Annotated in this window: 22 protein-coding genes; 17 read left to right on the top strand and 5 right to left on the bottom strand. The window is 66.8% G+C overall.

Going from position 1 to position 19,627, the window contains the following annotated elements; genetic code table 11:
• Window positions 1-45 precede the first annotated feature (45 nt).
• The 3 genes from phnD to phnE (ACWIGM_RS22155) all read left to right on the top strand — a co-directional run bounded on the left by phnD (window position 46) and on the right by phnE (ACWIGM_RS22155) (window position 2,858).
• Window positions 46-963: a phosphonate ABC transporter substrate-binding protein gene (phnD, locus tag ACWIGM_RS22165; protein ID WP_454028133.1), complete on the top strand. Its 918-nt coding sequence runs from the start codon at window positions 46-48 to the stop codon at window positions 961-963.
• Between the two features lie 162 nt (window positions 964-1,125).
• A complete protein-coding gene (gene phnE, locus ACWIGM_RS22160; protein ID WP_454028132.1) occupies window positions 1,126-2,007 on the top strand; it encodes a phosphonate ABC transporter, permease protein PhnE in 882 nt (293 codons plus the stop codon).
• Window positions 2,004-2,858: a phosphonate ABC transporter, permease protein PhnE gene (gene phnE / locus ACWIGM_RS22155; RefSeq protein ID WP_454028131.1), complete on the top strand. Its 855-nt coding sequence runs from the start codon at window positions 2,004-2,006 to the stop codon at window positions 2,856-2,858. The genes phnE (ACWIGM_RS22160) and phnE (ACWIGM_RS22155) overlap by 4 nt, the downstream gene beginning before the upstream one ends.
• Window positions 2,859-2,866: 8 nt before the next feature.
• On the opposite strand, the gene phnF is transcribed toward phnE (ACWIGM_RS22155), so the two are convergent.
• On the bottom strand, window positions 2,867-3,613 hold the full coding sequence (gene phnF / locus ACWIGM_RS22150; RefSeq protein WP_454028130.1) for a phosphonate metabolism transcriptional regulator PhnF: 747 nt from the start codon (window positions 3,611-3,613) through the stop codon (window positions 2,867-2,869).
• Window positions 3,614-3,702: 89 nt separating this feature from the next.
• On the opposite strand from phnF, the gene phnG reads away from it, so the two are divergent.
• From phnG to ACWIGM_RS22105, 9 genes are read left to right on the top strand one after another with little or no spacing between them, the layout of a single operon-like run.
• Entirely contained in the window at window positions 3,703-4,143 is a 441-nt protein-coding gene (phnG, locus tag ACWIGM_RS22145) for a phosphonate C-P lyase system protein PhnG (RefSeq protein ID WP_454028129.1), read from the top strand.
• On the top strand, window positions 4,143-4,748 hold the full coding sequence (gene phnH, locus ACWIGM_RS22140; protein ID WP_454028128.1) for a phosphonate C-P lyase system protein PhnH: 606 nt from the start codon (window positions 4,143-4,145) through the stop codon (window positions 4,746-4,748). Before phnG ends, phnH begins: the two co-directional genes overlap by 1 nt.
• Window positions 4,748-5,866 (top strand): carbon-phosphorus lyase complex subunit, encoded by a 1,119-nt coding sequence (locus ACWIGM_RS22135; RefSeq protein ID WP_454028127.1) that lies wholly within the window; start codon window positions 4,748-4,750, stop codon window positions 5,864-5,866. The genes phnH and ACWIGM_RS22135 overlap by 1 nt, the downstream gene beginning before the upstream one ends.
• Window positions 5,863-6,783, top strand: coding sequence for an alpha-D-ribose 1-methylphosphonate 5-phosphate C-P-lyase PhnJ (locus ACWIGM_RS22130; protein ID WP_454028126.1), 921 nt, complete (start codon window positions 5,863-5,865; stop codon window positions 6,781-6,783). The genes ACWIGM_RS22135 and ACWIGM_RS22130 overlap by 4 nt, the downstream gene beginning before the upstream one ends.
• Before the next feature lie 2 nt (window positions 6,784-6,785).
• A complete protein-coding gene (gene phnK, locus ACWIGM_RS22125) occupies window positions 6,786-7,586 on the top strand; it encodes a phosphonate C-P lyase system protein PhnK (protein WP_454028746.1) in 801 nt (266 codons plus the stop codon).
• 46 nt (window positions 7,587-7,632) lie between these two features.
• Window positions 7,633-8,331 (top strand): phosphonate C-P lyase system protein PhnL, encoded by a 699-nt coding sequence (gene phnL, locus ACWIGM_RS22120; RefSeq protein WP_454028125.1) that lies wholly within the window; start codon window positions 7,633-7,635, stop codon window positions 8,329-8,331.
• The gene (locus ACWIGM_RS22115) at window positions 8,331-9,470 is read left to right on the top strand and encodes an alpha-D-ribose 1-methylphosphonate 5-triphosphate diphosphatase (RefSeq protein WP_454028124.1); all 1,140 of its coding nucleotides are present in this window, start codon (window positions 8,331-8,333) and stop codon (window positions 9,468-9,470) included. The genes phnL and ACWIGM_RS22115 overlap by 1 nt, the downstream gene beginning before the upstream one ends.
• Before the next feature lie 7 nt (window positions 9,471-9,477).
• Window positions 9,478-10,179, top strand: coding sequence for a DUF1045 domain-containing protein (locus ACWIGM_RS22110; protein ID WP_454028123.1), 702 nt, complete (start codon window positions 9,478-9,480; stop codon window positions 10,177-10,179).
• Window positions 10,180-10,214: 35 nt separating this feature from the next.
• The gene (locus ACWIGM_RS22105) at window positions 10,215-10,835 is read left to right on the top strand and encodes an LbetaH domain-containing protein (protein WP_454028122.1); all 621 of its coding nucleotides are present in this window, start codon (window positions 10,215-10,217) and stop codon (window positions 10,833-10,835) included.
• 50 nt (window positions 10,836-10,885) lie between these two features.
• Here ACWIGM_RS22105 and ppa read toward each other — a convergent pair whose 3' ends face one another.
• A complete protein-coding gene (gene ppa, locus ACWIGM_RS22100; RefSeq protein ID WP_436098302.1) occupies window positions 10,886-11,425 on the bottom strand; it encodes an inorganic diphosphatase in 540 nt (179 codons plus the stop codon).
• A gap of 142 nt (window positions 11,426-11,567) precedes the next feature.
• Here ppa and ACWIGM_RS22095 point away from each other — a divergent pair, with 142 nt between their 5' ends.
• Window positions 11,568-12,290 carry a fused DSP-PTPase phosphatase/NAD kinase-like protein gene (locus ACWIGM_RS22095; protein ID WP_454028121.1) on the top strand — a complete coding sequence of 241 codons (723 nt, stop codon included), beginning with the start codon at window positions 11,568-11,570 and terminating at the stop codon, window positions 12,288-12,290.
• 66 nt (window positions 12,291-12,356) lie between these two features.
• Here ACWIGM_RS22095 and ACWIGM_RS22090 read toward each other — a convergent pair whose 3' ends face one another.
• The 3 genes from ACWIGM_RS22090 to ACWIGM_RS22080 all read right to left on the bottom strand — a co-directional run bounded on the left by ACWIGM_RS22090 (window position 12,357) and on the right by ACWIGM_RS22080 (window position 14,932).
• A complete protein-coding gene (locus tag ACWIGM_RS22090; RefSeq protein WP_454028120.1) occupies window positions 12,357-13,799 on the bottom strand; it encodes a hypothetical protein in 1,443 nt (480 codons plus the stop codon).
• A gap of 241 nt (window positions 13,800-14,040) precedes the next feature.
• Window positions 14,041-14,571, bottom strand: a complete 531-nt coding sequence (gene hutX, locus ACWIGM_RS22085; protein ID WP_454028119.1) for a heme utilization cystosolic carrier protein HutX — start codon at window positions 14,569-14,571, stop codon at window positions 14,041-14,043.
• A gap of 13 nt (window positions 14,572-14,584) precedes the next feature.
• Window positions 14,585-14,932, bottom strand: coding sequence for an antibiotic biosynthesis monooxygenase family protein (locus tag ACWIGM_RS22080; RefSeq protein ID WP_454028118.1), 348 nt, complete (start codon window positions 14,930-14,932; stop codon window positions 14,585-14,587).
• Window positions 14,933-15,146: 214 nt separating this feature from the next.
• Between ACWIGM_RS22080 and ACWIGM_RS22075 the strand changes: the two genes are divergently transcribed.
• From ACWIGM_RS22075 to serA, 4 genes are all read left to right on the top strand, one after another.
• Window positions 15,147-16,118, top strand: coding sequence for a heme/hemin ABC transporter substrate-binding protein (locus ACWIGM_RS22075; protein WP_454028117.1), 972 nt, complete (start codon window positions 15,147-15,149; stop codon window positions 16,116-16,118).
• Entirely contained in the window at window positions 16,115-17,227 is a 1,113-nt protein-coding gene (locus ACWIGM_RS22070) for a FecCD family ABC transporter permease (RefSeq protein WP_454028116.1), read from the top strand. The genes ACWIGM_RS22075 and ACWIGM_RS22070 overlap by 4 nt, the downstream gene beginning before the upstream one ends.
• A 2-nt stretch (window positions 17,228-17,229) precedes the next feature.
• Complete coding sequence (locus ACWIGM_RS22065; RefSeq protein ID WP_454028115.1) at window positions 17,230-18,078, top strand: heme ABC transporter ATP-binding protein; 849 nt, start codon at window positions 17,230-17,232, stop codon at window positions 18,076-18,078.
• Window positions 18,079-18,197: 119 nt separating this feature from the next.
• Window positions 18,198-19,454: a phosphoglycerate dehydrogenase gene (gene serA, locus ACWIGM_RS22060; RefSeq protein WP_454028114.1), complete on the top strand. Its 1,257-nt coding sequence runs from the start codon at window positions 18,198-18,200 to the stop codon at window positions 19,452-19,454.
• Window positions 19,455-19,627: the final 173 nt, after the last annotated feature.

The raw sequence follows: 19,627 nt of genomic DNA, 5'->3' as shown, positions 1-19,627 counted from the left end.
AAGCCTGCCCCTTCACTGCTGAACGTCTTTCAAAGGAGCACTCTCATGCTGACCCGTCGTCATACGCTTACGCTCGCCGCCGCCGGCCTTGCCGCGACGCTCGCCGCCCCGGCCTTCGCGCAGGACTGGAAGGCGAAATATCCCGAGCTGGTCTTCGCCATCATCCCGTCCGAGAACGCCTCTGGCGTCGTCGAGCGCTACACCCCCTTCGTGAACTATCTCGCCAAGGAACTCGGCACCAAGGTGACCCTGCGCATCGCCAACGACTACGCCGCGATCATCGAGGGCCAGCGCGCCGGCAACATCCATATCGGCATGTACGGCCCCGCCTCCTTCGCTCGCGCGCTGATGACCGGCGCCAAGGTCGACGCCTTCGCGATCGAGACCAATCTCGATGGCACCAAAGGCTACTACTCCGTCTTCTACGTGAAGAAGGACTCGCCCTATCAGAAGATCGAGGATCTCAAGGGCAAGAATCTCGGCCTCGTCGACCCGAACTCGACCTCGGGCAACAATGTCCCGCGCTTTGCGCTCGATGGCATGAAGATCGAGCCGGAGAGCTTCTTCAGCAAGGTCGTCTACACCGGCAGCCACGAGAACGCAGTGATCGCGCTCGGCCAGGGCACCGTCGACGTCGCCGCCAACTGGTGGAACGACGAGCAGGAATCCAACCTGCTGCGCATGGACCGCAAGAAGATGGTCAAGGCCGAGGACTTCCGCATCATCTACAAGTCCGAGCAGATCGTGAACTCGCCGATGGCCTATCTCAGCGAGCTTCCGGAAGAGCTGAAGGGCAAGATCCGCGACGCGGTGCTGAACCTCGCCACGAAGGACAAGGCCGCCTTCGACAAGATCTATGAAGGCAAGCAGGGCCCGCTCGTCGCCGTCGACAACAAGTCCTACGACCCGATCATCGAGCTGAACAAGTTCGTCGACGCGCTCCGCAAGAAGAAGTCCTCGTAAGTCTTCTTATCCGCTACCCGTCATGGTCGGGCTTGTCCCGACCATCCACGCCTTCGCCTTGCTGATCGCGCGCGGCGCTCAAGACGTGGATGCTCGCCACAAGGGCGAGCATGACGGCGGCGGCGCGCTCTAGCCGCCTCCTCTTTCGGCGACGGACCCATCATGACACTCGCGATCGACCGCAACGATCCCGCCATCGCAGCCCATGCCGAGCTCTATCGGCGCGAAATGGCAGCCAAGCGGCTACAGACGCTGCTGGGCGCGGCAATCTTCATCGCCTGCGTCGTCCTCGCCGCGATCGGCGCCGAGGTTGATCTTGCGAAATTCGCCGCGAACGCCTGGCGCTTCCCGAAATACATCCTCGAGACCATGCCGACCCTGCGCTTGGCGACGCTCGGCGCCGATCTCAAGGAATGGTACTGGGGCCTCAACGGCTGGCTGAAGCTGCTCTGGCAGACCCTGCTGATCGCCTATATCGGCACCGTGCTCGGCGCCGTCGGCGGCTTCCTGCTCTGCTTCACCGCCGCCAGCAATCTCGGCCGCTCGCCCTGGCTGCGCTGGGGCACGCGCCGCTTCCTCGAATTCTGCCGCACCGTCCCCGAGATCGTCTTCGCGCTGATCTTCGTCATCGCCTTCGGCCTCGGCCCGCTGCCCGGCGTGCTCGCCATCGCCATCCACACCATGGGCGCGATGGGCAAGCTCTTCTCCGAAGTTGTCGAGAACATCGACATGAAGCCGGTCGACGGCCTGACCGCGACCGGCGCGAGCTGGTGGCAGACCATCCGCTTCGCGGTGGTGCCGCAGGTCCTGTCCAACTTCGCCAGCTACGCGCTGCTGCGCTTCGAGATCAATGTCCGCGGCGCCTCGATCATGGGCTTCGTCGGCGCCGGCGGCATCGGCCAGGACCTGATCGAAGCAATCCGCAAATTCTACTTCACCGATGTCAGCGCCATCCTGCTGCTGATCATCGTCACGGTGATGCTGATCGACTACGGCACCGAGCGCTTGCGCCATACCCTCCTGAGCCTGGAGCACGGCAAATGACGCTCGCCCTCTCCGCCGCCGACCGCGCCGCACTGATCGCCCGCCACAAGGGCGCTATCGACGGCTCGCTGAAGACGAAGCTCACGACCATCGCCATCGTCGGCGGCCTCGTCGGGCTCTTCCTCTACGGGCTGACGACGCTCGAGACCTCGCTTTGGAAGATCATTGCCGGCGTCGCCAATCTCGGCACCTTCGTGGTGCTGATGCTGCCGCCCGATCCCGGCTCGTTCGCCCGCGCCATCATCTTCGTGAAGGCGCTGTTCGAGACCATCGCCATCGCCTTCCTCGGCACGATCCTGGCGGCGATCCTCGCCTTCCCGCTCGGCTTCCTTGCCGCCAAGAACGTCGTCGCCAACCGCATTGTGCATTTCCTGGCGCGCCGCTCGATGGATACGGTGCGCGGCGTCGACGCGCTGATCTGGGCGCTGATCTGGGTCAATGTCGTCGGCCTCGGCCCCTTCGCCGGCATGCTCGCGATCATGACCAGCGATCTCGGCGCCTTCGGCAAACTGTTCTCCGAGGCGATCGAATCCGCCGACCGCAAGCCGGTCGAGGGCGTCGCCTCGGTCGGCGGCGGCAAGCTGCACGAGATCCGCTTCGGACTGATCCCGCAGGTGCTGCCGGTGATCGCCAGCCAGGTGCTCTACTACATCGAGTCGAACACCCGCTCCTCGACCATCATCGGTATCGTCGGCGCCGGCGGCATCGGCCTCTACCTCGCCGAGACCATCCGCACGCTCGAATGGCAGCAGGTCTCCTTCCTGATCCTGCTGGTCCTGGCGGCGGTGACCGCGATCGACTTCCTCTCGAACAAGCTGCGCTTCGCCATCATCGGCAAGCGGGCGGTCTGAGCCGGAGGTCAATCCCCGAACGGCTCGACCACCATCTCCATCCGCTCGCCGGCGAAGACGCTGTTGACGATGTGGATGGGAGTCAGGTCCGGCAGCGCGTCGATCGCATCCGAGGTCAGCACCGCCGCGCCCGGCTCGATCTTGAGCAGCGCCGCCTCGCGCTCGCTTGCAAGCCGCGCCGCCAGCCGGGTCGAGCGCCGGACATAGTCGGCGATGCCGCAGGCCTTGAACGCAGCGGTGATCGATGAGCCCGCCTCGGTCAGGATTTCGTCGAAGCGCGGGAAGCGCGCGACGCTGAGGTAGTGGATGCCGGTGCCGACCGGCGTGCCGCCCGCCCGGCTCAAGGTTTCGATCGCCCAGAGCGGCGTGCCCTGCGGCAATCCGAGCAGTTCACAATGCTGCGCCTCACCGGCGACGATCTCCGAGGCCAGCACGGCGCCGGATACGGCGATGCCAGCCGCCCCGAAATTGGTGCGCATGCTGACGCGGCGGCCGAGCTTATAAGGGAAGCGCGGCGCCGTCACCTGCGTGCCACGGCCGCGTGAGACCGTGACCAATCCACGTTCGGCGAGATGCCGGAAGGCCTGGCGCACCGTGTGCCGGTGCACACCATAGCGCTCAGCCAGCGTGACCGACGCCGGCAAGGTGTCGCCCGGCTCGTATTCGCCCTGCTCGATCGAAGCCGCCAGCGCGTCGGCGATCCGGCGCCATGCCGTACCGCCATCGCCGCCCTGAGTGTCCGGCGTCCCCGTCATCAAAATTTCATCCAAAATGTATAGACCTTTTTCAACAGCTGACCTATCATAGTCTAGACATTAAAGCTTGGCGAGAGGCCGACACGGGCATGACGGAAATCGCGACACGTCAGCAATGGATGGCAGTGCTGGCCCGTGCGACGCAAGGCGAGATCGACGCCTTGTTGCAGCAGGCGGGGCCGCTGCCTACGCATGAATTGCTCAAGGCTCCGGAAACCGGCACCGTCATGGTCGAAGGCCGTGCCGGTGGCGCCGGCCGCCGCTTCAATCTCGGCGAGGCGACGGTGACGCGTTGCGTCGTCCGTCTCGACAGCGGCGCCATGGGCTTCTCCTACGCACTCGGCCGCGACGGCCGCAAGGCGCGACTGGCGGCGATCACCGACGCGCTACTCCAAAGCGAGATCGAGACCGGCCCGCTGCGGCGCGGCGTCTTTGCGCTCGCCCAGAAGCAGCAGGCGGCGCGCGAGCTCGCCTCGCGCAAGGCGGCCGCCACTAAGGTCGATTTCTTCACGCTGGTCAGGGGCGGCTGATGGCTCACGACGACACCCTCATCGGCGCCGGCTTCGCCGACCCGGTCTTCCAATCGCAAGGCGCCTTCCGTGCCTTGCTGGCCGCGCTCTCGGAGCCTGGCCTCGCCTGCAATCTCGACGATGCGATCGTGCCGCCCGCCGGGCTCGAAGCCGCGACCGCCGTCGCGCTGCTGACGCTAGCGGATTACGAGACGCCGATCTGGCTGCCGGCTGCCTTGCGCGATGGCCCGGCGGGCGCCTGGCTGCGCTTCCATTGCGGCGCGGCGCTTGTCGAGGATCCCGCCCGTGCCGCCTTCGCCGTGATCGATGGCGCCGCGGCCGAGCCGAAGCTCGCCGCCTTCAACGCCGGCGACGACCAGTTTCCGGATCGCTCGACCACGGTGCTCGTCCAGTGTGCTGGATTCGACAGTGGCGAGGCCGTCACCCTCGAAGGCCCCGGAATCGCCGGCCAGCGCACCGTCGCTCCGGCGGGCCTGCGTCCCGGCTTCTGGACCGAGGTCGAAGGCAACGCTGCGCTCTACCCGCTCGGCGTCGATCTTCTGCTGGTCCACGGCCCGCAGGTGCTCGGCCTGCCGCGCTCGACACAAATTGTGGAGGCCCGCTGATGTATGTCGCGGTCAAAGGCGGCGAGGCCGCCATCCTCGCCACTCATGATCTCGTCGCCGAGGCAAGGCGCGGCGATGAGAGCGTGCCGGAGCTAGGCGTCGCGCAGATCCGCGAGCAGATGGGTCTCGCCTGTGGCCGCGTCATGAACGAGGGCTCGCTCTACGATCCCGATCTCGCCGCGCTGGCGCTGAAGCAGGCGCAGGGCGATGCGATCGAGGCTGCCTTCCTGATGCGCGCCTATCGCACCACCCTGCCGCGCTTCGGCTCCTCCGAGCCGCTCGACACCGCCAGGATGGCGATCCGCCGCCGCGTCTCGGCGACCTATAAGGACCTGCCGGGCGGCCAGGTGCTCGGCCCGACCTATGACTACACCCACCGGCTCTTCGATTTTGCCCTGATGGGCGAGGCGGTTCCGGGTGAGGCGCAGGCCCGCCCAGCCGCCCAGCCGCTCGACGCCTCGATGCCGCGCGTGCCCGACATCCTCGGCGCCGAGGGGCTGATGGAGGAGGAAGCACCGCCGGAAGGCGATCCGCGGCCGTTCGATCTCACCCGCGAGCCCGTCACCTTCCCGGCCGATCGCGATGTTCGCCTGCAGGCGATGGCGCGCGGCGACGAGGGCTTCATGCTCGGCCTCGGCTATTCCGTGCAGCGCGGCTACGGCAACACCCATCCCTTCGTCGGCGAGGTCCGGGTCGGTGAGGTCGCGGTCGAGTTCGTGCCGGAGGAGCTCGGCTTTGCCGTCGATCTCGGCGACGTCACCCTGACCGAATGCCAGATGGTCAACCAGTTCGCCGGCTCGAAGGAGGTGCCGCCGCAATTCACCCGCGGCTACGGGCTCTCATTCGGCCATAGCGAGCGCAAGGCGATGTCGATGTCGCTGGTCGACCGGGCGCTGAAGGCGCGCGAGTTCGGGGAGGCGACGACCTATCCGGCCCAGCAGGACGAATTCGTCCTCTACCACTCCGACAATGTCGAGGCGGCCGGCTTCGTCGAGCATCTCAAGCTGCCGCACTATGTCGATTTCCAGGGCGAGCTCGAACTGATCCGCCGCATCCGCCGCGAGCGCGAGCAGCGCCTTGCCGAGCAACAGGACGTCTTGCCGGAGGCCGCGGAATGACCGTGCACCAGAGCATCAGCGACGAGACCAGGCCGGCCTACAACTACGCCTATCTCGACGAGCAGACCAAAAGGATGATCCGCCGCGCCCTGCTTAAGGCGGTCGCGATCCCCGGCTACCAGGTGCCGTTCGGTTCGCGCGAGATGCCGCTTGCCCGCGGCTGGGGCACCGGCGGCATCCAGGTCACCGCTGCGATCATCGGCCCGGACGATACGCTGAAGGTCATCGACCAGGGCGCCGACGACACCACCAACGCCGTCTCGATCCGCCGCTTCTTCGAGCGCACTGCCGATGCCCGCGCGACCGAGGCGACCGACGAGGCGACGATCATCCAGACGCGCCATCGCATCCCCGAGGCGCCGCTGAAGGCCGGCCAGATCATGGTCTATCAGGTGCCGCAGCCCGAGCCGCTCAGGAAGCTCGAGCCGCACGAGGCCGAGACGCGCAAGATGCACGCCTGGGCGGAATACGGGCTGATGCAGGTCAAGCTCTACGAGAACATCGCCCGCTTCGGCGAGGTGACGACGACCTATGACTACCCGGTCATGGTCAACGGCCGCTACGTGATGGCGCCGTCGCCGATCCCGAAATTCGACAATCCGAAGATGCAGATGTCGCCGGCGCTGCAGCTCTTCGGCGCCGGCCGCGAGAAGCGCATCTATGCGGTGCCGCCGCATACCAGCGTGCGCAGCCTCGATTTCGACGACCATCCCTTCCGCATCCAGAGCTGGGAGCAGCCCTGCGCGCTCTGCGGCGCCGCCGATTCCTATCTCGACGAGGTCGTGATCGACGACCAGGGCGGGCGGATGTTCGTCTGCTCCGACAGCCATCATTGCGAGACGCGACGGGCGGACGGCCATCGCGGCGCCATGCTCGCCGACGCCTCGGCGCTGCATCTGGTCGAGGATAAGCCATGAACATGCAGGTCAATCCGCAGGAGCTCGGGCTCGATCCTGCCCCGCTGCTCTCGGTCGCCGGCGTCTCCCGCTTCTATGGCGAGCGCATCGGCTGCGCCGACGTCTCCTTCGACCTTTGGCCCGGCGAGGTGCTTGGGATCGTCGGCGAATCCGGCTCGGGCAAGTCGACCCTGCTGCGCTGTCTCGCCGGCATCGACAGGCCCGACGAGGGCGAAGTGCTGTTCCGCGGTGGGGCCGAGCCGCTCGACATCTATTCGGTCGCCGAGCAGGAGCGGCGCCGGCTAATGCGCACCGCCTGGGGCATCGTCCACCAGAACCCGCGCGACGGCCTGCGCATGGACGTCTCGGCCGGCGGCAATGTCGGCGAGCGCCTGATGGACAATGGTGCCCGCCATTACGGCAGGATCCGCGAGACCGCGCTCGACTGGCTGCAGCGCGTCGAGATCGCCGGCAATCGCATCGACGACCGGCCGCGCCAGTTCTCCGGCGGCATGCAGCAGCGCCTGCAGATCGCCCGGGTGCTCGTTTCCGAACCCAAGCTCGTCTTCATGGACGAACCGACCGGTGGCCTCGACGTTTCCGTCCAGGCCCGCCTGCTCGATCTCTTGCGCGTGCTGGTGCGCGATCTCGGCCTCGCCGCGATCATCGTCACCCATGACCTTGCCGTCGCGCGCCTGCTCACCGACCGCCTGATGGTGATGAAGGATGGCCGCGTCGTCGAGCAGGGCCTGACAGACCAGGTCCTCGACGATCCCCAGCACGCCTACACGCAACTGCTGACATCGGCTGTGCTCACCGTATGAGCGCCGTCACAACCGCGTCACCCCGAACCCGCAAGGCATCTCGATCATGACCACGATGATTCACGTCGAGAACGTCGCCAAGGAATTCACCCTGCACAATCAGGGCGGCGTGCGCTTGCCGGTGTTCGACAACGTCAACTTTTCGGTCGCCGCCGGCGAGGCACTGGTGCTTGCCGGTGCGTCCGGTGCCGGCAAGTCGAGCCTGCTGCGCATCCTCTACGGCAATTACCGGCCGACCTCCGGCACCATCGCCATCACCCATAGCGGTCGGCAGATCGACATCGTCTCGGCGGTGCCGCGCACCGTGCTCGACATCCGCCGTCGCACGCTCGGCTTCGTCTCGCAGTTCCTGCGGGTGATCCCGCGCGTCACGGCGCTCGACATCGTCCGCGACCCGCTGCTCGCCCGCGGCGCCACCCCTGAGGAGGCCAGCGAGCGCGCCAAAGCCATGCTTGCCCGCCTCAACCTGCCGCTGCGCCTCTGGGACCTCGCTCCGGCGACCTTCTCCGGCGGCGAGCAGCAGCGCGTCAACATCGCCCGCTCCTTCGTCGATCCCTCGCCGATCATGCTGATCGACGAGCCGACCGCTTCGCTCGACGCCAATAACCGCAACGTCGTGGTCAAGCTGATCGCCGAGGCCCGCGAGCAGGGCTCCGCCATCGTCGGTATCTTCCATGACGAGGCCGTGCGAGAGGCTGTCGCGACCCGCTATCTCGACATCACCGATTTCCGGAAGGCCGCCTGATGTCCACCATCCTGACCAATGCCCGCCTGATCCTCGAGGACGAGGTCGTCACCGGGACCATCGCCTTCGACGAGAGCGGCATCCGCTCGGTCGACCAGGGCCGCTCCTCGCTGCCGGAAGCGATCGACGTCCAGGGCGACTATGTCGCGCCCGGCCTCGTCGAGATGCACACCGACAACATGGAAAAGCACTTCATGCCGCGCCCCAAGGTCTTCTGGCCGAACGGGCTCGCGGCGGCGCTGGTCCATGACGCGCAGATGGCGGCGGCCGGCGTCACCACCGTCTACGATGCGATCTGTGCCGGCACGCCCTTTTCGGCCAAGGACTACCGCAAGGACATCTTCGCCGACGTCATGGATGCGCTGCGGCTCGGTACTGCCGAGAACGTCTTCCGCATCGACCACCGCATCCATATGCGCTGCGAACTGACCAGCCCGGACCTGCTCAGGGACATCGAGCCCTATCAGGACGACAACCTGGTCCAGCTCGTCTCGCTGATGGACCACACGCCCGGCCAGCGCCAATGGCGCGACATCGCGCATTTGCGCACCTATTCGCTCGGCAACGGCAAGACCGAGGCCGAGTTCGAGGAGGACGTCATTGTCCGCCAGCGCGAAGGCACTGAGAATGTTGGCCGCAACTGGAGCGCCGTGGTCGAGATGTTCCAGGCCCGCGGCATCCCGATCGCGACCCATGACGACACCACCATCGAGCATGTCGAGGCCGGCATCGCCTCGGGCGCGGTGATCTCGGAGTTCCCGACCACGGTGGAGGCGGCAGAAGCCGCCAAGCAGCGTGGTCTCGCCACCATCGCCGGCGCGCCCAACGTCGTCCGCGGCGGCTCGCATTCCGGCGGCGTCTCGGTCGCGGAACTCGCCGAGAAGGATCTGCTCGACGGGCTCTCCTCCGACTATGTCCCGGCGAGCCTGCTGCAGGCTGTGCTCAAGCTCAACGACAAGCACGGCATCGCCCTGCCGGCGGCGATGGCCAAGGTCACCTGGAAGGTCGCCGACATCCTCGGCCTCAAAGATCGCGGCCATCTCAAGCCCGGCCTGCGCGCTGACATCGTGCGCTTCAAGGCGCTCGGCGCGACACCGGTGATCGCCACCGTCTGGTCGCAGGGACGCCGGGCCTTCTGAGCACAGCATGACCGGATCTGCGCCGCGCTACGCGCTCTACTACGCTCCCACCGCCGACAGCGCTCTCTGGCGCTTCGGCAGCGCGACGCTGGGCTATGACGCCGTCACCGGCGCGGATGTCGATTTCGCCGTCCCGCCGGGTTGCGAAGGCCTGGATTGGCCGGAGCTGACGGCCGAGCCGCGTCGCTACGGCTTCCACGCCACGTTGAAGGCGCCGTTCGAGCTGGCCAGCGGTCGCAACGAGGGCGCCTTGCGCGCCTTCGCCCGCAATTATGTCGCCGGACGCCCACCGGTCCAGCTCGCCGGGCTTTCCGTGAATGCGCTTGGCCGCTTCGTCGCTCTGACGCCGTCAGAACCGAGCGAGGAGCTGCAGCGCTTCGCCTTCGACATCGTCCAGGCCTTCGAGCCGTTCCGGGCGCCGCTTTCCGAGGCCGATCTGGCGCGGCGCCTGCAAAGCCCGCTGACGCCTGCTCACCGGGCCTATCTCGAAGCCTATGGCTACCCCTATGTCGGCGACGCCTTCCGCTTTCACATGACGCTGACCGGCTCGCTGCCGGACGAGCAAGTCAAGCCCGTCGCGGCGCTGCTGGCCTTGGCTTACAGGGACGCTGTGCCCGCCCAGCCCGTCACGATCCACCGCGTCGGCATCTTCAAGCAGCAGAGCCGCAGCAGCCGCTTCGTGCTGCTTGACAGCTTCCCCCTCGGCTGAAGCCGGGCAGCCACCATATCGCGAGGAGCTCCGTCATGGCAGGCAAGAAGCTTGGGCTCGCGCCCGTGATCGACCCGACCGCGAATGTCCGCGATGCCGTGCTCGGCCGCTATACCGAGATCGGTGCCCGCACCGCCTTCGCGGAGTCGACGCTCGGCGACTACTCCTATGTCGTGAACGACTCCAACATCATCTACACGACCATCGGCAAGTTCTGCTCGATCGCGGCCCATACCCGGATCAACCCGGGCAATCACCCGATGCAGCGGGCGAGCCAGGCGCATTTCACCTATCGCGCCAGCGCCTATTTCGAGGATGCGCAGGACGATGCGGCCTTCTTCGACTGGCGCCGCTCGACGCCAGTGACGATCGGCCACGATGTCTGGATCGGCCATGGGGCCATCGTGCTCGCCGGCCGCAGCATCGGCACCGGCGCAGTCGTCGCGGGCGGTGCGGTCGTGACCAAGGATGTGCCCGACTACACCATCGTCGCCGGCAATCCGGCCCGTATCATCCGCCGACGCTTCCCGGAGGAGATCGCCGAGCGGCTGAAAGCACTCGCCTGGTGGGATTGGGAGCACGCGCAACTGCGCACCGCACTCGACGACTTCCGGGGGCTCCCCGTCGAGGCATTCCTGGAGAAATACAAGGGCTAAGGCTTTGTGCCATGCTCGGGTCTTCGCCCGAGCATGGCGAGCACTTGCCGTCAGCCCTTCTTCGCCGCCTTCGCCCGCTCGATCGCCTCGACGATGAGCTGCTTGGCCTTGGCAGCGTCACCCCAGCCGGTCAGCTTCACCCATTTGCCGGGCTCGAGATCCTTGTAGTGCTCGAAGAAGTGCTGGATCTGGTCGAGCGTGATCTGCGGCAGATCGGTGTAGTTCGTCACGTTCTCATAGCGCTTGGTCAGCTTCGGGACCGGCACGGCGATGATCTTCTCGTCGCCGCCACCCTCGTCCTCCATCATCATCACGCCGATCGGGCGGACTGCGATGTAGGAGCCCGGCACCAGCGGTCGCGTATTGGCGACGAGCACGTCGCAGGGGTCACCGTCTTCCGACAGCGTATGCGGGATGAAGCCGTAATTTCCGGGATAGCGCATCGGCGTATAGAGGAAGCGATCGACGAACAGCGTGCCCGCTTCCTTGTCCATCTCGTACTTGATCGGTTCGCCGCCAATGGCGACCTCGATCACGACGTTGACCTCGTCCGGGGGATTCTTGCCGATGGCGATGGCGTCGAGCCGCATGTACCTGACCTGTCGATGACAAAACTTCCGCGGCCTTATGCGCGGTTGCGGCGCAAAGGCCAAGCCCGGCTTTTAGTCGGAGTTACCGATTTGCGCAGCGGGGCCCACGCTGCTATCGGGCCGGCATGACAGGTGCGATCCCATGCTGAACCGCTGGCGGCGGCCGGAAGACCGCTATGCAAGACGCATGGCGCGGATCGCGCGCTGGGACCGTCCCTTGAGCGGCCGGCTCGATCGCGCGCGTGCCTGGGCCCACATGCTGCTGGCCGATCACGGCATCTTCCGGCTCGCCTATCTCAACGCTCACCGCATCACGCCGCAGCTCTGGCGCGCCGCCCAGCCGGCCCCGACCGATATCGCCTGGTTCGCCCGCCAGGGCGTCAAGACCATCGTCAACCTGCGCGGCGGCCGTGAGCACGGGGCCTGGCCGCTGCAGAAGGAAGCCTGCGAACGCCACGGCATCGCACTGGTCGAGTTCGTGCTGCGCTCACGCGGCGCACCGGACCGGGACACCATCCTCGCCGCGCCGGCTTTCTTCGCCGGACTCAAGACGCCTGCGCTGGTGCATTGCAAATCCGGCGCCGACCGGGCTGGCTTCTTCGCCGCGCTCTACCTGCTTGTCCATGAGAAGCGGCCGCTCGCTGAGGCGATGGCTGAGCTTTCGCTGCGCTACGGCCATTTCCGCTTCGCCAAGACCGGCATCCTCGACGCCTTCTTCGAGACCTATGCCCGCGAAGGCGCCAGCAAGGGCACGCCGTTCCTCGACTGGGTCGCCCGGGATTACGATCCCGAGCGGCTCGAGCGTGAGTTCAAGCCCGGCTTCTTCTCCTCCCTGCTCGCCGACCGGCTGATCCGGCGCGAATAGAGCGGTCCCGGCGGGAATGCGCCGCGGTTCTGCATCGGGAATAATGTCCGAGCAGTCAGATGGCGCTCAGACACGGGCGCCGATCGGTTGCATCTCACCGATCCCGGTCCAGGTCAGGTGCAAATGCAGCAGCAGCCGCGCCAGCGAGACCAGGCCGATCATGGCGAGCAGCGTCTGTGACAGGCCGCCGAAGCCCCAGATCACGACCGCCACGGCCGCCAATGCCACTGCGTTGGCCGCCATCTGGCTATGGGGACGAGAGGAGAACGCTCCCATTTCCTGCAACGGCCCGACAAGCGCGCCACAGCCATAGAACAGTGCCATGACTGCCATCACCTCGCCGACGCCATCCCATTTGGTGCCGTCGAGGATGATTGTGTCTGCGCCGAGTGCAACAAGTGCGATCGCCAGAAACAGCGCTGCCGCGATCACCACCATCCCCAGCGTGAGCAGGCGCGCGCGCTTCTGGCGATCCTCGCCCTGATGCTTGCGCAGATCGCTCATCACTAGCGGGATCGCCACGGCACCGAACATCTGCGACGGCATGTCGAGCAGGCGCGACGCCAGAGCCACATGCGCCGCCAAAACCGGATTGCCTGCCATCGGCAGAGCCAGCAGCGGCGCCGCCGAGAAACCGAAGGACAGGAGTGCCGACGGCAATAGATAGGTCGGCGAGCTCCGCCACTGCCAGGCCGAAGTCCGCAGCTCTGCGCGCGACCAGCGCGAGGGATGCAGCAGCGGCAGCAGCGAGTAGCGCCGGCGCCAGGCGAGATAGATGGCAGCCACGGCATGGCCGAAGGCGTCTGCGGCGAACAGCGCCAGTACTGTCGGTCCCAGCGGCCAGATCAGGAGGATCATCATCGCGGGCTGGACCAGCGCCTGGACGATGTTGCTGTTGCCGATCGTCTCGAAATCACCCTCCGCCGTGGCTTCCGCCAGAATCAGCCGGATCGCCGCCCGGCTCGCCAGCGAGATCAGGAAGAGCGCTCCGAAGCCGCGCAGGACCCAGCCCTCCGACGCCGCGAACAGGATCGCGACCGCCATCGCACCGAGGACGATCGTGCCGGCGGCCATTGCAAGTCGAAAGGCACGGCCGAGATGCAGGCGGCCGCTGTTTTGGAAGAACACCGCCTCGAAGCGCAGCAGCGCGGCGATCGAGACGAAGTTCGCCAGTGCAGCGAAGATCGCGAAATCGGCGAAGACCTTGGGCGGGCACAGCGCGGCCGCCAGCAGCAGGCCCCAGATCGAGAGGAAGCGTGCCTGCACGAAGCGCAGCGCCAGCAGCGCCCCATCCCGGAAACCGGCATGTTGGCTGAGCGAGGCGAAGGCAGCCTTCGGTCCGGCTGGCGGCGGCCCGATCAACTCCTTGGCCAGACTGACCCGGGTCAGGGCAAGCTGCGCCGCCATATCCGGGTCCCCCGTCAGGAGTTCGGGCAGGTCGTCCGCGCCGGGCTGCCCGCCATAGCGCTCGCCTGCCGGAACCTGCGCGTGATCAACCGGCTCGATCACGTCGTATCGCTCCGCGGACAAGAGGCTGCGCCTTTATGGTTAACGCTTGGTAAATCCTTGGACTTCCGTCATCTCACCGGACAACCATCCGTACCCCATGGCCTATGGCGGAAAAGTGGCGACTGACGTCATTTATCAGTGATCGGGCTGTGACTGTAGGCACACTGCCAAAAATGAAAAACCTCCGCCGGCAACCGGCGGAGGTAGATGACGGGTCCAGCCAGCCGAAAGCCGGCCGTGTTCAGCCGAAGTCGCGCTTCAGCGCCTCGAACCGGGCGACCTGATCGGCAAGCAGCTCGCGCGCCTCGTCGCGGCGGACGAAGACCTTGAACATCGCCTCGCCCGCGCCGTTGAAGAACTGCACCGAGCAGGAACGGCGGCCGTGGAAAGCGCGGTCGACCAGATAGATCGCCGTGCAGTTACCGGCCTTGATATGCCCGCCGATCGGGCTGTCACCATGAATGTTGTAGTAGCCATGGCCGAAGGAGCCGACCGGCAGCGAGCCTTCGCATTCGAGCACGATGTCGGGTGTGTGCACGATGAAGAGCACCGTGCCCCAGGTCGAAAGCTCCTGCCAGAGCACCTCGAAGCGCTCGGCGGCGATGAAGCGGCGCTGCTCTTCGGGCGTCGCTTCCAGCACGGCGAGCGTCGAGACGCCATGCTCGCGCGCAACCGCCTCGATCACGCCATCCGGCTTGGCCGCGAGCGCTGCCCGGACTTTTTCCATGGCCTCGGCGGGAGCGGACGGAGCCAGAGTTTCAGCGAGCGACATCGTGATCAGCCTCTCACTCGGCCGCCTGGCGCGGCAGATGCGGGTTATGCTCGGTCAGGATCGTCTCGAAACCCTCGAACTCGGGATGGCCGAGATAGAGCGGCTTCGGCCGCGGCTGGCCGGCGCTGCGATGCGACTCGCGGAACTGCTCCGACTTGGTCCAGGTGGTGAAGTCCTCCTTCGAGGCCCAGGTCGTGTGCGAGGAGTAGAGGGTGTGATCCTCCTTCTCCGGTCCCTTGAGCAGGTGGAAGGCGATGAAGCCCGGCATCTCGTCCAAGCGTGTCTTGCGCGAGGACCAGACCGTCTCGAAGGCCTCCTCTTCTCCCTTGACGACCTTGAAGCGGTTCATGGCGATGAACATCGGGAAACCTCGGCGGCTCTGGAAAAGGTGATGGTCGGCGGCCTTCGCCGCTCTTGACCCTCCTTAGTAAAGCCGAATATCACCGTCAACAACGGCTCGATGATCATTGTTTTGAATGATTGTAAATTGAGCCAATACTTTGGAATGACTGCAGAGTAGGAAAGCTGCCGCGTCATGGCTGCTTGCTGCGCTGCGGCGAGCCCCGAGACTGCTCATGCACGACCTGTCATCCTCCGTGCCCAACCCGCTCGCCGGACTGAAGGCGAAACGCCTCGGCCGAGAGCTCGCCGCGGCCATCGGCCTCAGCGCATTGGCCGCCCTCGGGTTCGCGGGCGACCTTCGTTCCGGCAGTTTCATTGCCGCCGCCCAGGCTCAGACCGCCGAGCGCATCGTCGCGGCTGGTGGCGTCGTCACCGAGGTGCTCTACGCGCTCGGCCTGCAGGATCGGATCGTCGGCGTCGACACCACCAGCCAATGGCCGCCGGAGGCGCTGAAGGACAAGAAGAGCGTCGGCTATGTCCGGGCGCTCTCGGCCGAGGGCGTGCTCTCGCTCAAGCCCACGCAGGTCATTGCCGTGGAAGGTTCCGGCCCGCCGGATGCGCTCGCTTTGCTGAAGGAATCCGGCACCCCGATCACGATGATCCCGGAGGCGCTGACGCCGGAAGCCGTCATCGGCAAGATCGCCGCCATCGGCAAGGCCGCCGGCGCTGCCGGACCGGCGCAGCAGCTCGCCAACTCGGTGAAAGGCCGCTTCGACGAGCTCGACAAGCTCCGCACCGCCTTGCCGAAGCAGAAGCGTGTCCTGTTTGCGCTCTCCCTGCAGAACGGGCGCACCATGGTCGGCGGCAGGAACACGACGGCGGACGCGATCATCGCACTCGCTGGCGGCGTCAACGCCGCCAGCGCGGTCGACGGCTTCAAGCCGATGACCGACGAAGCGATCATCACCGCGGCGCCCGACGTCGTGCTGATGATGCGCTTCAGCAGCGCGCACAACGCGACGCCCGAGGAGCTCTTCGCGATGCCGGCCTTTTCGCAGACGCCGGCGGCGAAGCAGAAATCGCTGATCCGCATGGATGGGCTCTATCTGCTCGGCTTCGGCCCGCGCACCCCGAACGCAGCGCGCGACCTGATGGCCGAGCTCTATCCCGAGGCCAGGGTCGCCCAGCTCTCCGCCGCCAAATGACGCTCGCCGTGAAGCAGACGCCGAGCGCAGGCGCCACCGCGCTGGCCGTTCTCGCCGAGGGGCGACGACGCAAGGGTATCATCGCAGTCGCGGCACTGGTCGGCTTCTGCCTGCTGCTGATGCTGCTCTCGCTCGGCGCTGGCGCCTTCGCGATCGCCCCCGGCCGCGTCGCCGACATCCTGATGGCCAAGCTCGGCTTTGGTCCGACCGAGCTGCTCGACAGCCGCGAGGCGCTGGTCGTGCTCAACATCCGCATGCCGCGCCTGCTGCTCGGCGCGCTGGTCGGTGCGGCGCTCGCCATTTCCGGCGCTCTGATGCAGGGCCTGTTCCGCAATCCGCTCGCCGATCCCGGCCTGGTCGGCGTTTCCGCCGGCGCCGGCCTTGCCGCCGCTGCGACGATCGTGCTCGGCGACCGCTTCCTCTCGGCCTTCGCGATGAAGCTGCCCTTCGCAGTGCTGCCTTTCGGCGCCTTCCTCGGGGGCCTCGTCTCGACGCTGGCGCTCTATCTGATCGCGACCCGCCAGGGCCGCACCTCGGTCGCGACCATGCTGCTCGCCGGTGTCGCGCTCGGCGCGCTGGCCGGCTCGCTTACCGGGCTGCTCGCCTTCATTTCGGATGACCGGCAATTGCGCGACCTGACCTTCTGGTCGCTCGGCAGCCTGGGCGGCGCGAGCTGGACCAAGCTCTCGGTGGTGGCGCCGATCGTACTGCCGCTATTGATCGCCGTGCCCCTGCTGGCGCGAGGCCTCAACGCGCTGATGCTCGGCGAGGCCGAGGCCTATCATCTCGGCGTGCCCGTGCAGCGCATCAAGGCGCTCTCGATCCTGCTCGTCGCGCTCGCCGTCGGCGCCAGCGTCGCCGCAGCCGGCGTGATCGGCTTCGTCGGCATCGTCGTGCCGCATCTGATCCGGCTCTCGATCGGGCCCGATCATCGCCTGCTGCTACCGCTCTCGGCCATCGGCGGTGCCACCCTGCTGGTCGGCGCGGACATCGTAGCCCGTCTGGTGGTGGTCCCCGCCGAATTGCCGATCGGCATCGTCACCGCCTTCATCGGCGCGCCCTTCTTCCTCTGGCTGCTGCTGCGCCGCGGCCGGATCGCGGAGCTCTGAGCATGGCAGCGCTCCTCGAAGCTGATGATCTGTCCTTCTCGGTGCGTGGCAGCACGCTCGTGCGCGGCGCCTCGCTGGCGCTCGAAGTGGGCGCCACCACCATCGTCGTCGGTCCCAACGGCGCCGGCAAGTCGACCCTGCTCAAGCTCCTCACTGGTGAACTCACGCCCTCTCGGGGAACGGTCCGCATGGACGGCGCGGCCCTGCCGCAGATCCCGGCCTGGGAACTCGCCTGCCGGCGTGCCGTGATGGTGCAGAACCAGCGCCTCGCCTTCCCGTTCAGCGTCTACGAGGTCGCACGGCTGGGCCTGGAGGGCGTCGGTCGGGCACAGCCGCGCACCCGCAAGGAGCAGATCATCGCCCAGGCGCTGGAGACCGCCGGCGTGATCGGGCTCGCTGGCCGGCAATACCAGACCCTATCCGGTGGCGAGCAGCAGCGCGTCCAGTTCGCCAGGGCGCTCTGCCAGCTCGAAGCCGGCCGCAGCGTCGCGCAGCGCCAGATCCTCTTCCTCGACGAGCCGATCGCCAGCCTCGATCTCTGCCACCAACTCTCGCTGCTCGATGCCGCCCGCACCATCGCGGCTCAGGGCGCGGCCGTTCTGGTCGTCCTGCACGACCTCAACCTCGCCGTGACCTATGCCGACCGGTTGGTGGTGATGCATGAGGGCGCGATCGTAGCCCAGGGCGAGCCGGCGACGATCCTCGACGACAACCTGCTGCGCGGCGTCTTCCGTGTCTCGCTCTCCTTCAGCCGCCTGCCGCCGGCCGGCCAGCCCTTCCTGCTGCCGCAGCAGCACCTGACCCCCATCCAACCGGGAGACGTCGTGCCGCTGCGCGCCGCGAGCGCATAACGGGAACCAGACGCGACAACTTTGCGGTTGTGCACTGCGACAACAGGTCTATAGCGGGCGCTCCGGCGCCTTCCGCCCGACCAGGCGAGCGGGCGCATCGCTGGACCGTCGAGCGCGCCATGAACCTTTCCACCGACCGGCTTTCCTTCCCGAAGGACCGCCTCCGCGTCCTCCTGCTCGAAGGCATCAACGATTCCGCCGTCGCCGCTTTGCAGCAGGCCGGCTACACCAACCTCACCCGCCTGCCGAAGGCGCTCGACGAGGCGCAGCTGGTCGAGGCGATCGAGAAGACGCATATCCTCGGCATCCGCTCGCGCACCCAGCTGACCGAGCCGGTCTTCGCCGCTGCCAAGCGCCTCTTCGCCGTCGGCTGCTTCTCGGTCGGCACCAATCAGGTCGATCTCGATGCTGCTCGCCTGCGCGGCGTTCCGGTCTTCAACGCGCCCTTCTCCAACACCCGCAGCGTTGCCGAATTGACCATCGGCGAGATCGTCATGCTGCTGCGGCGGATACCCGATCGCTCACGCTCGGCGCATGAGGGCGGCTGGGACAAGTCGGCCAACGGCTCCTTCGAGGTCCGCGGCAAGGTGCTCGGCATCGTCGGCTACGGCAATATCGGCAGCCAGCTCTCCAACATCGCCGAGGCGATGGGCATGCGCGTAATCTATTACGATCACACCGACCGCCTGCGCCATGGCAATACCGAGCCGGTCGAGAGCCTGAAGGCCCTGCTCGCCAACAGCGACGTCGTCTCGCTGCACGTGCCGGAGACGCCTGCGACGCACAACATGATCGGCAAAGCCGAAATCGCGGCGATGAAGCAGGGCGCCTATCTCATCAACAATTCGCGCGGCACCGTGGTCGATCTCAACGCGCTCGCGCAGGCGCTGAAGAGCGGCGCTCTCGCCGGCGCCGCGGTCGACGTCTTCCCGAGGGAGCCGGCCTCGAACAGCGAGCGCTTCGTCACGCCGCTGCAGGGCCTGCCCAACGTCATCCTGACCCCGCATATCGGCGGCTCGACGGAAGAGGCGCAGGAGCGCATTGGCGCCGAGGTGGCGCGCAAGCTGGTCGATTATTCCGATGTCGGCTCGACCGTCGGCGCAGTCAATTTCCCGCAGGTGCAATTGCCGGCGCGCCCAGCCGGCACCCGATTCATCCAGGTCCAGCGCAACGCGCCGGGCATGCTGCGCCGCCTCAACGACGTCTTCGCCAGCCGCAACATCAACATCGCCGCCCAGAATTTCCAGACCGACGGCGAGATCGGCTATGTCGTGATGGAGGCCGATCCGGTCGGCGAGGTCGCGCGCGAGATCATCGAGGAGATCCGGGCCCTGGACGGCACGATCCGGGCGCGGCTGCTCTACGAGCGCGGGTGAGCCTGCTCCCCACGACCCCATCGCCAGTTCGTCATGCTCGCCCTCGTGGCGAGCATCCACGTCTTGAACGCCGCTCTCGATCAGTAACGCGAAGACGTGAATGGTCGGGGCAAGCCCGACCATGACGGGAAGCTTGTCGCAAAGTGCTTCGCCACAGGCTGTGCAATTTCGCA

The sequence above is a fragment of the Allobosea sp. NPDC055332 genome, assembly GCF_053645455.1.
Note: the sequence above shows the minus strand (reverse complement) of the source record. Positions and strands in the feature narration are given on the sequence as shown.

Coding starts and splice junctions, on each gene's coding strand:
- phnD (WP_454028133.1), top strand. CDS start 46: ATGCTGACCCGTCGTCATACGCTTACGCTCGCCGCCGCCGGCCTTGCC.
- phnE (WP_454028132.1), top strand. CDS start 1,126: ATGACACTCGCGATCGACCGCAACGATCCCGCCATCGCAGCCCATGCC.
- phnE (WP_454028131.1), top strand. CDS start 2,004: ATGACGCTCGCCCTCTCCGCCGCCGACCGCGCCGCACTGATCGCCCGC.
- phnF (WP_454028130.1), bottom strand. CDS start 3,613: ATGACGGGGACGCCGGACACTCAGGGCGGCGATGGCGGTACGGCATGG.
- phnG (WP_454028129.1), top strand. CDS start 3,703: ATGACGGAAATCGCGACACGTCAGCAATGGATGGCAGTGCTGGCCCGT.
- phnH (WP_454028128.1), top strand. CDS start 4,143: ATGGCTCACGACGACACCCTCATCGGCGCCGGCTTCGCCGACCCGGTC.
- ACWIGM_RS22135 (WP_454028127.1), top strand. CDS start 4,748: ATGTATGTCGCGGTCAAAGGCGGCGAGGCCGCCATCCTCGCCACTCAT.
- ACWIGM_RS22130 (WP_454028126.1), top strand. CDS start 5,863: ATGACCGTGCACCAGAGCATCAGCGACGAGACCAGGCCGGCCTACAAC.
- phnK (WP_454028746.1), top strand. CDS start 6,786: ATGCAGGTCAATCCGCAGGAGCTCGGGCTCGATCCTGCCCCGCTGCTC.
- phnL (WP_454028125.1), top strand. CDS start 7,633: ATGACCACGATGATTCACGTCGAGAACGTCGCCAAGGAATTCACCCTG.
- ACWIGM_RS22115 (WP_454028124.1), top strand. CDS start 8,331: ATGTCCACCATCCTGACCAATGCCCGCCTGATCCTCGAGGACGAGGTC.
- ACWIGM_RS22110 (WP_454028123.1), top strand. CDS start 9,478: ATGACCGGATCTGCGCCGCGCTACGCGCTCTACTACGCTCCCACCGCC.
- ACWIGM_RS22105 (WP_454028122.1), top strand. CDS start 10,215: ATGGCAGGCAAGAAGCTTGGGCTCGCGCCCGTGATCGACCCGACCGCG.
- ppa (WP_436098302.1), bottom strand. CDS start 11,425: ATGCGGCTCGACGCCATCGCCATCGGCAAGAATCCCCCGGACGAGGTC.
- ACWIGM_RS22095 (WP_454028121.1), top strand. CDS start 11,568: ATGCTGAACCGCTGGCGGCGGCCGGAAGACCGCTATGCAAGACGCATG.
- hutX (WP_454028119.1), bottom strand. CDS start 14,571: ATGTCGCTCGCTGAAACTCTGGCTCCGTCCGCTCCCGCCGAGGCCATG.
- ACWIGM_RS22080 (WP_454028118.1), bottom strand. CDS start 14,932: ATGTTCATCGCCATGAACCGCTTCAAGGTCGTCAAGGGAGAAGAGGAG.
- ACWIGM_RS22075 (WP_454028117.1), top strand. CDS start 15,147: ATGCACGACCTGTCATCCTCCGTGCCCAACCCGCTCGCCGGACTGAAG.
- ACWIGM_RS22070 (WP_454028116.1), top strand. CDS start 16,115: ATGACGCTCGCCGTGAAGCAGACGCCGAGCGCAGGCGCCACCGCGCTG.
- ACWIGM_RS22065 (WP_454028115.1), top strand. CDS start 17,230: ATGGCAGCGCTCCTCGAAGCTGATGATCTGTCCTTCTCGGTGCGTGGC.
- serA (WP_454028114.1), top strand. CDS start 18,198: ATGAACCTTTCCACCGACCGGCTTTCCTTCCCGAAGGACCGCCTCCGC.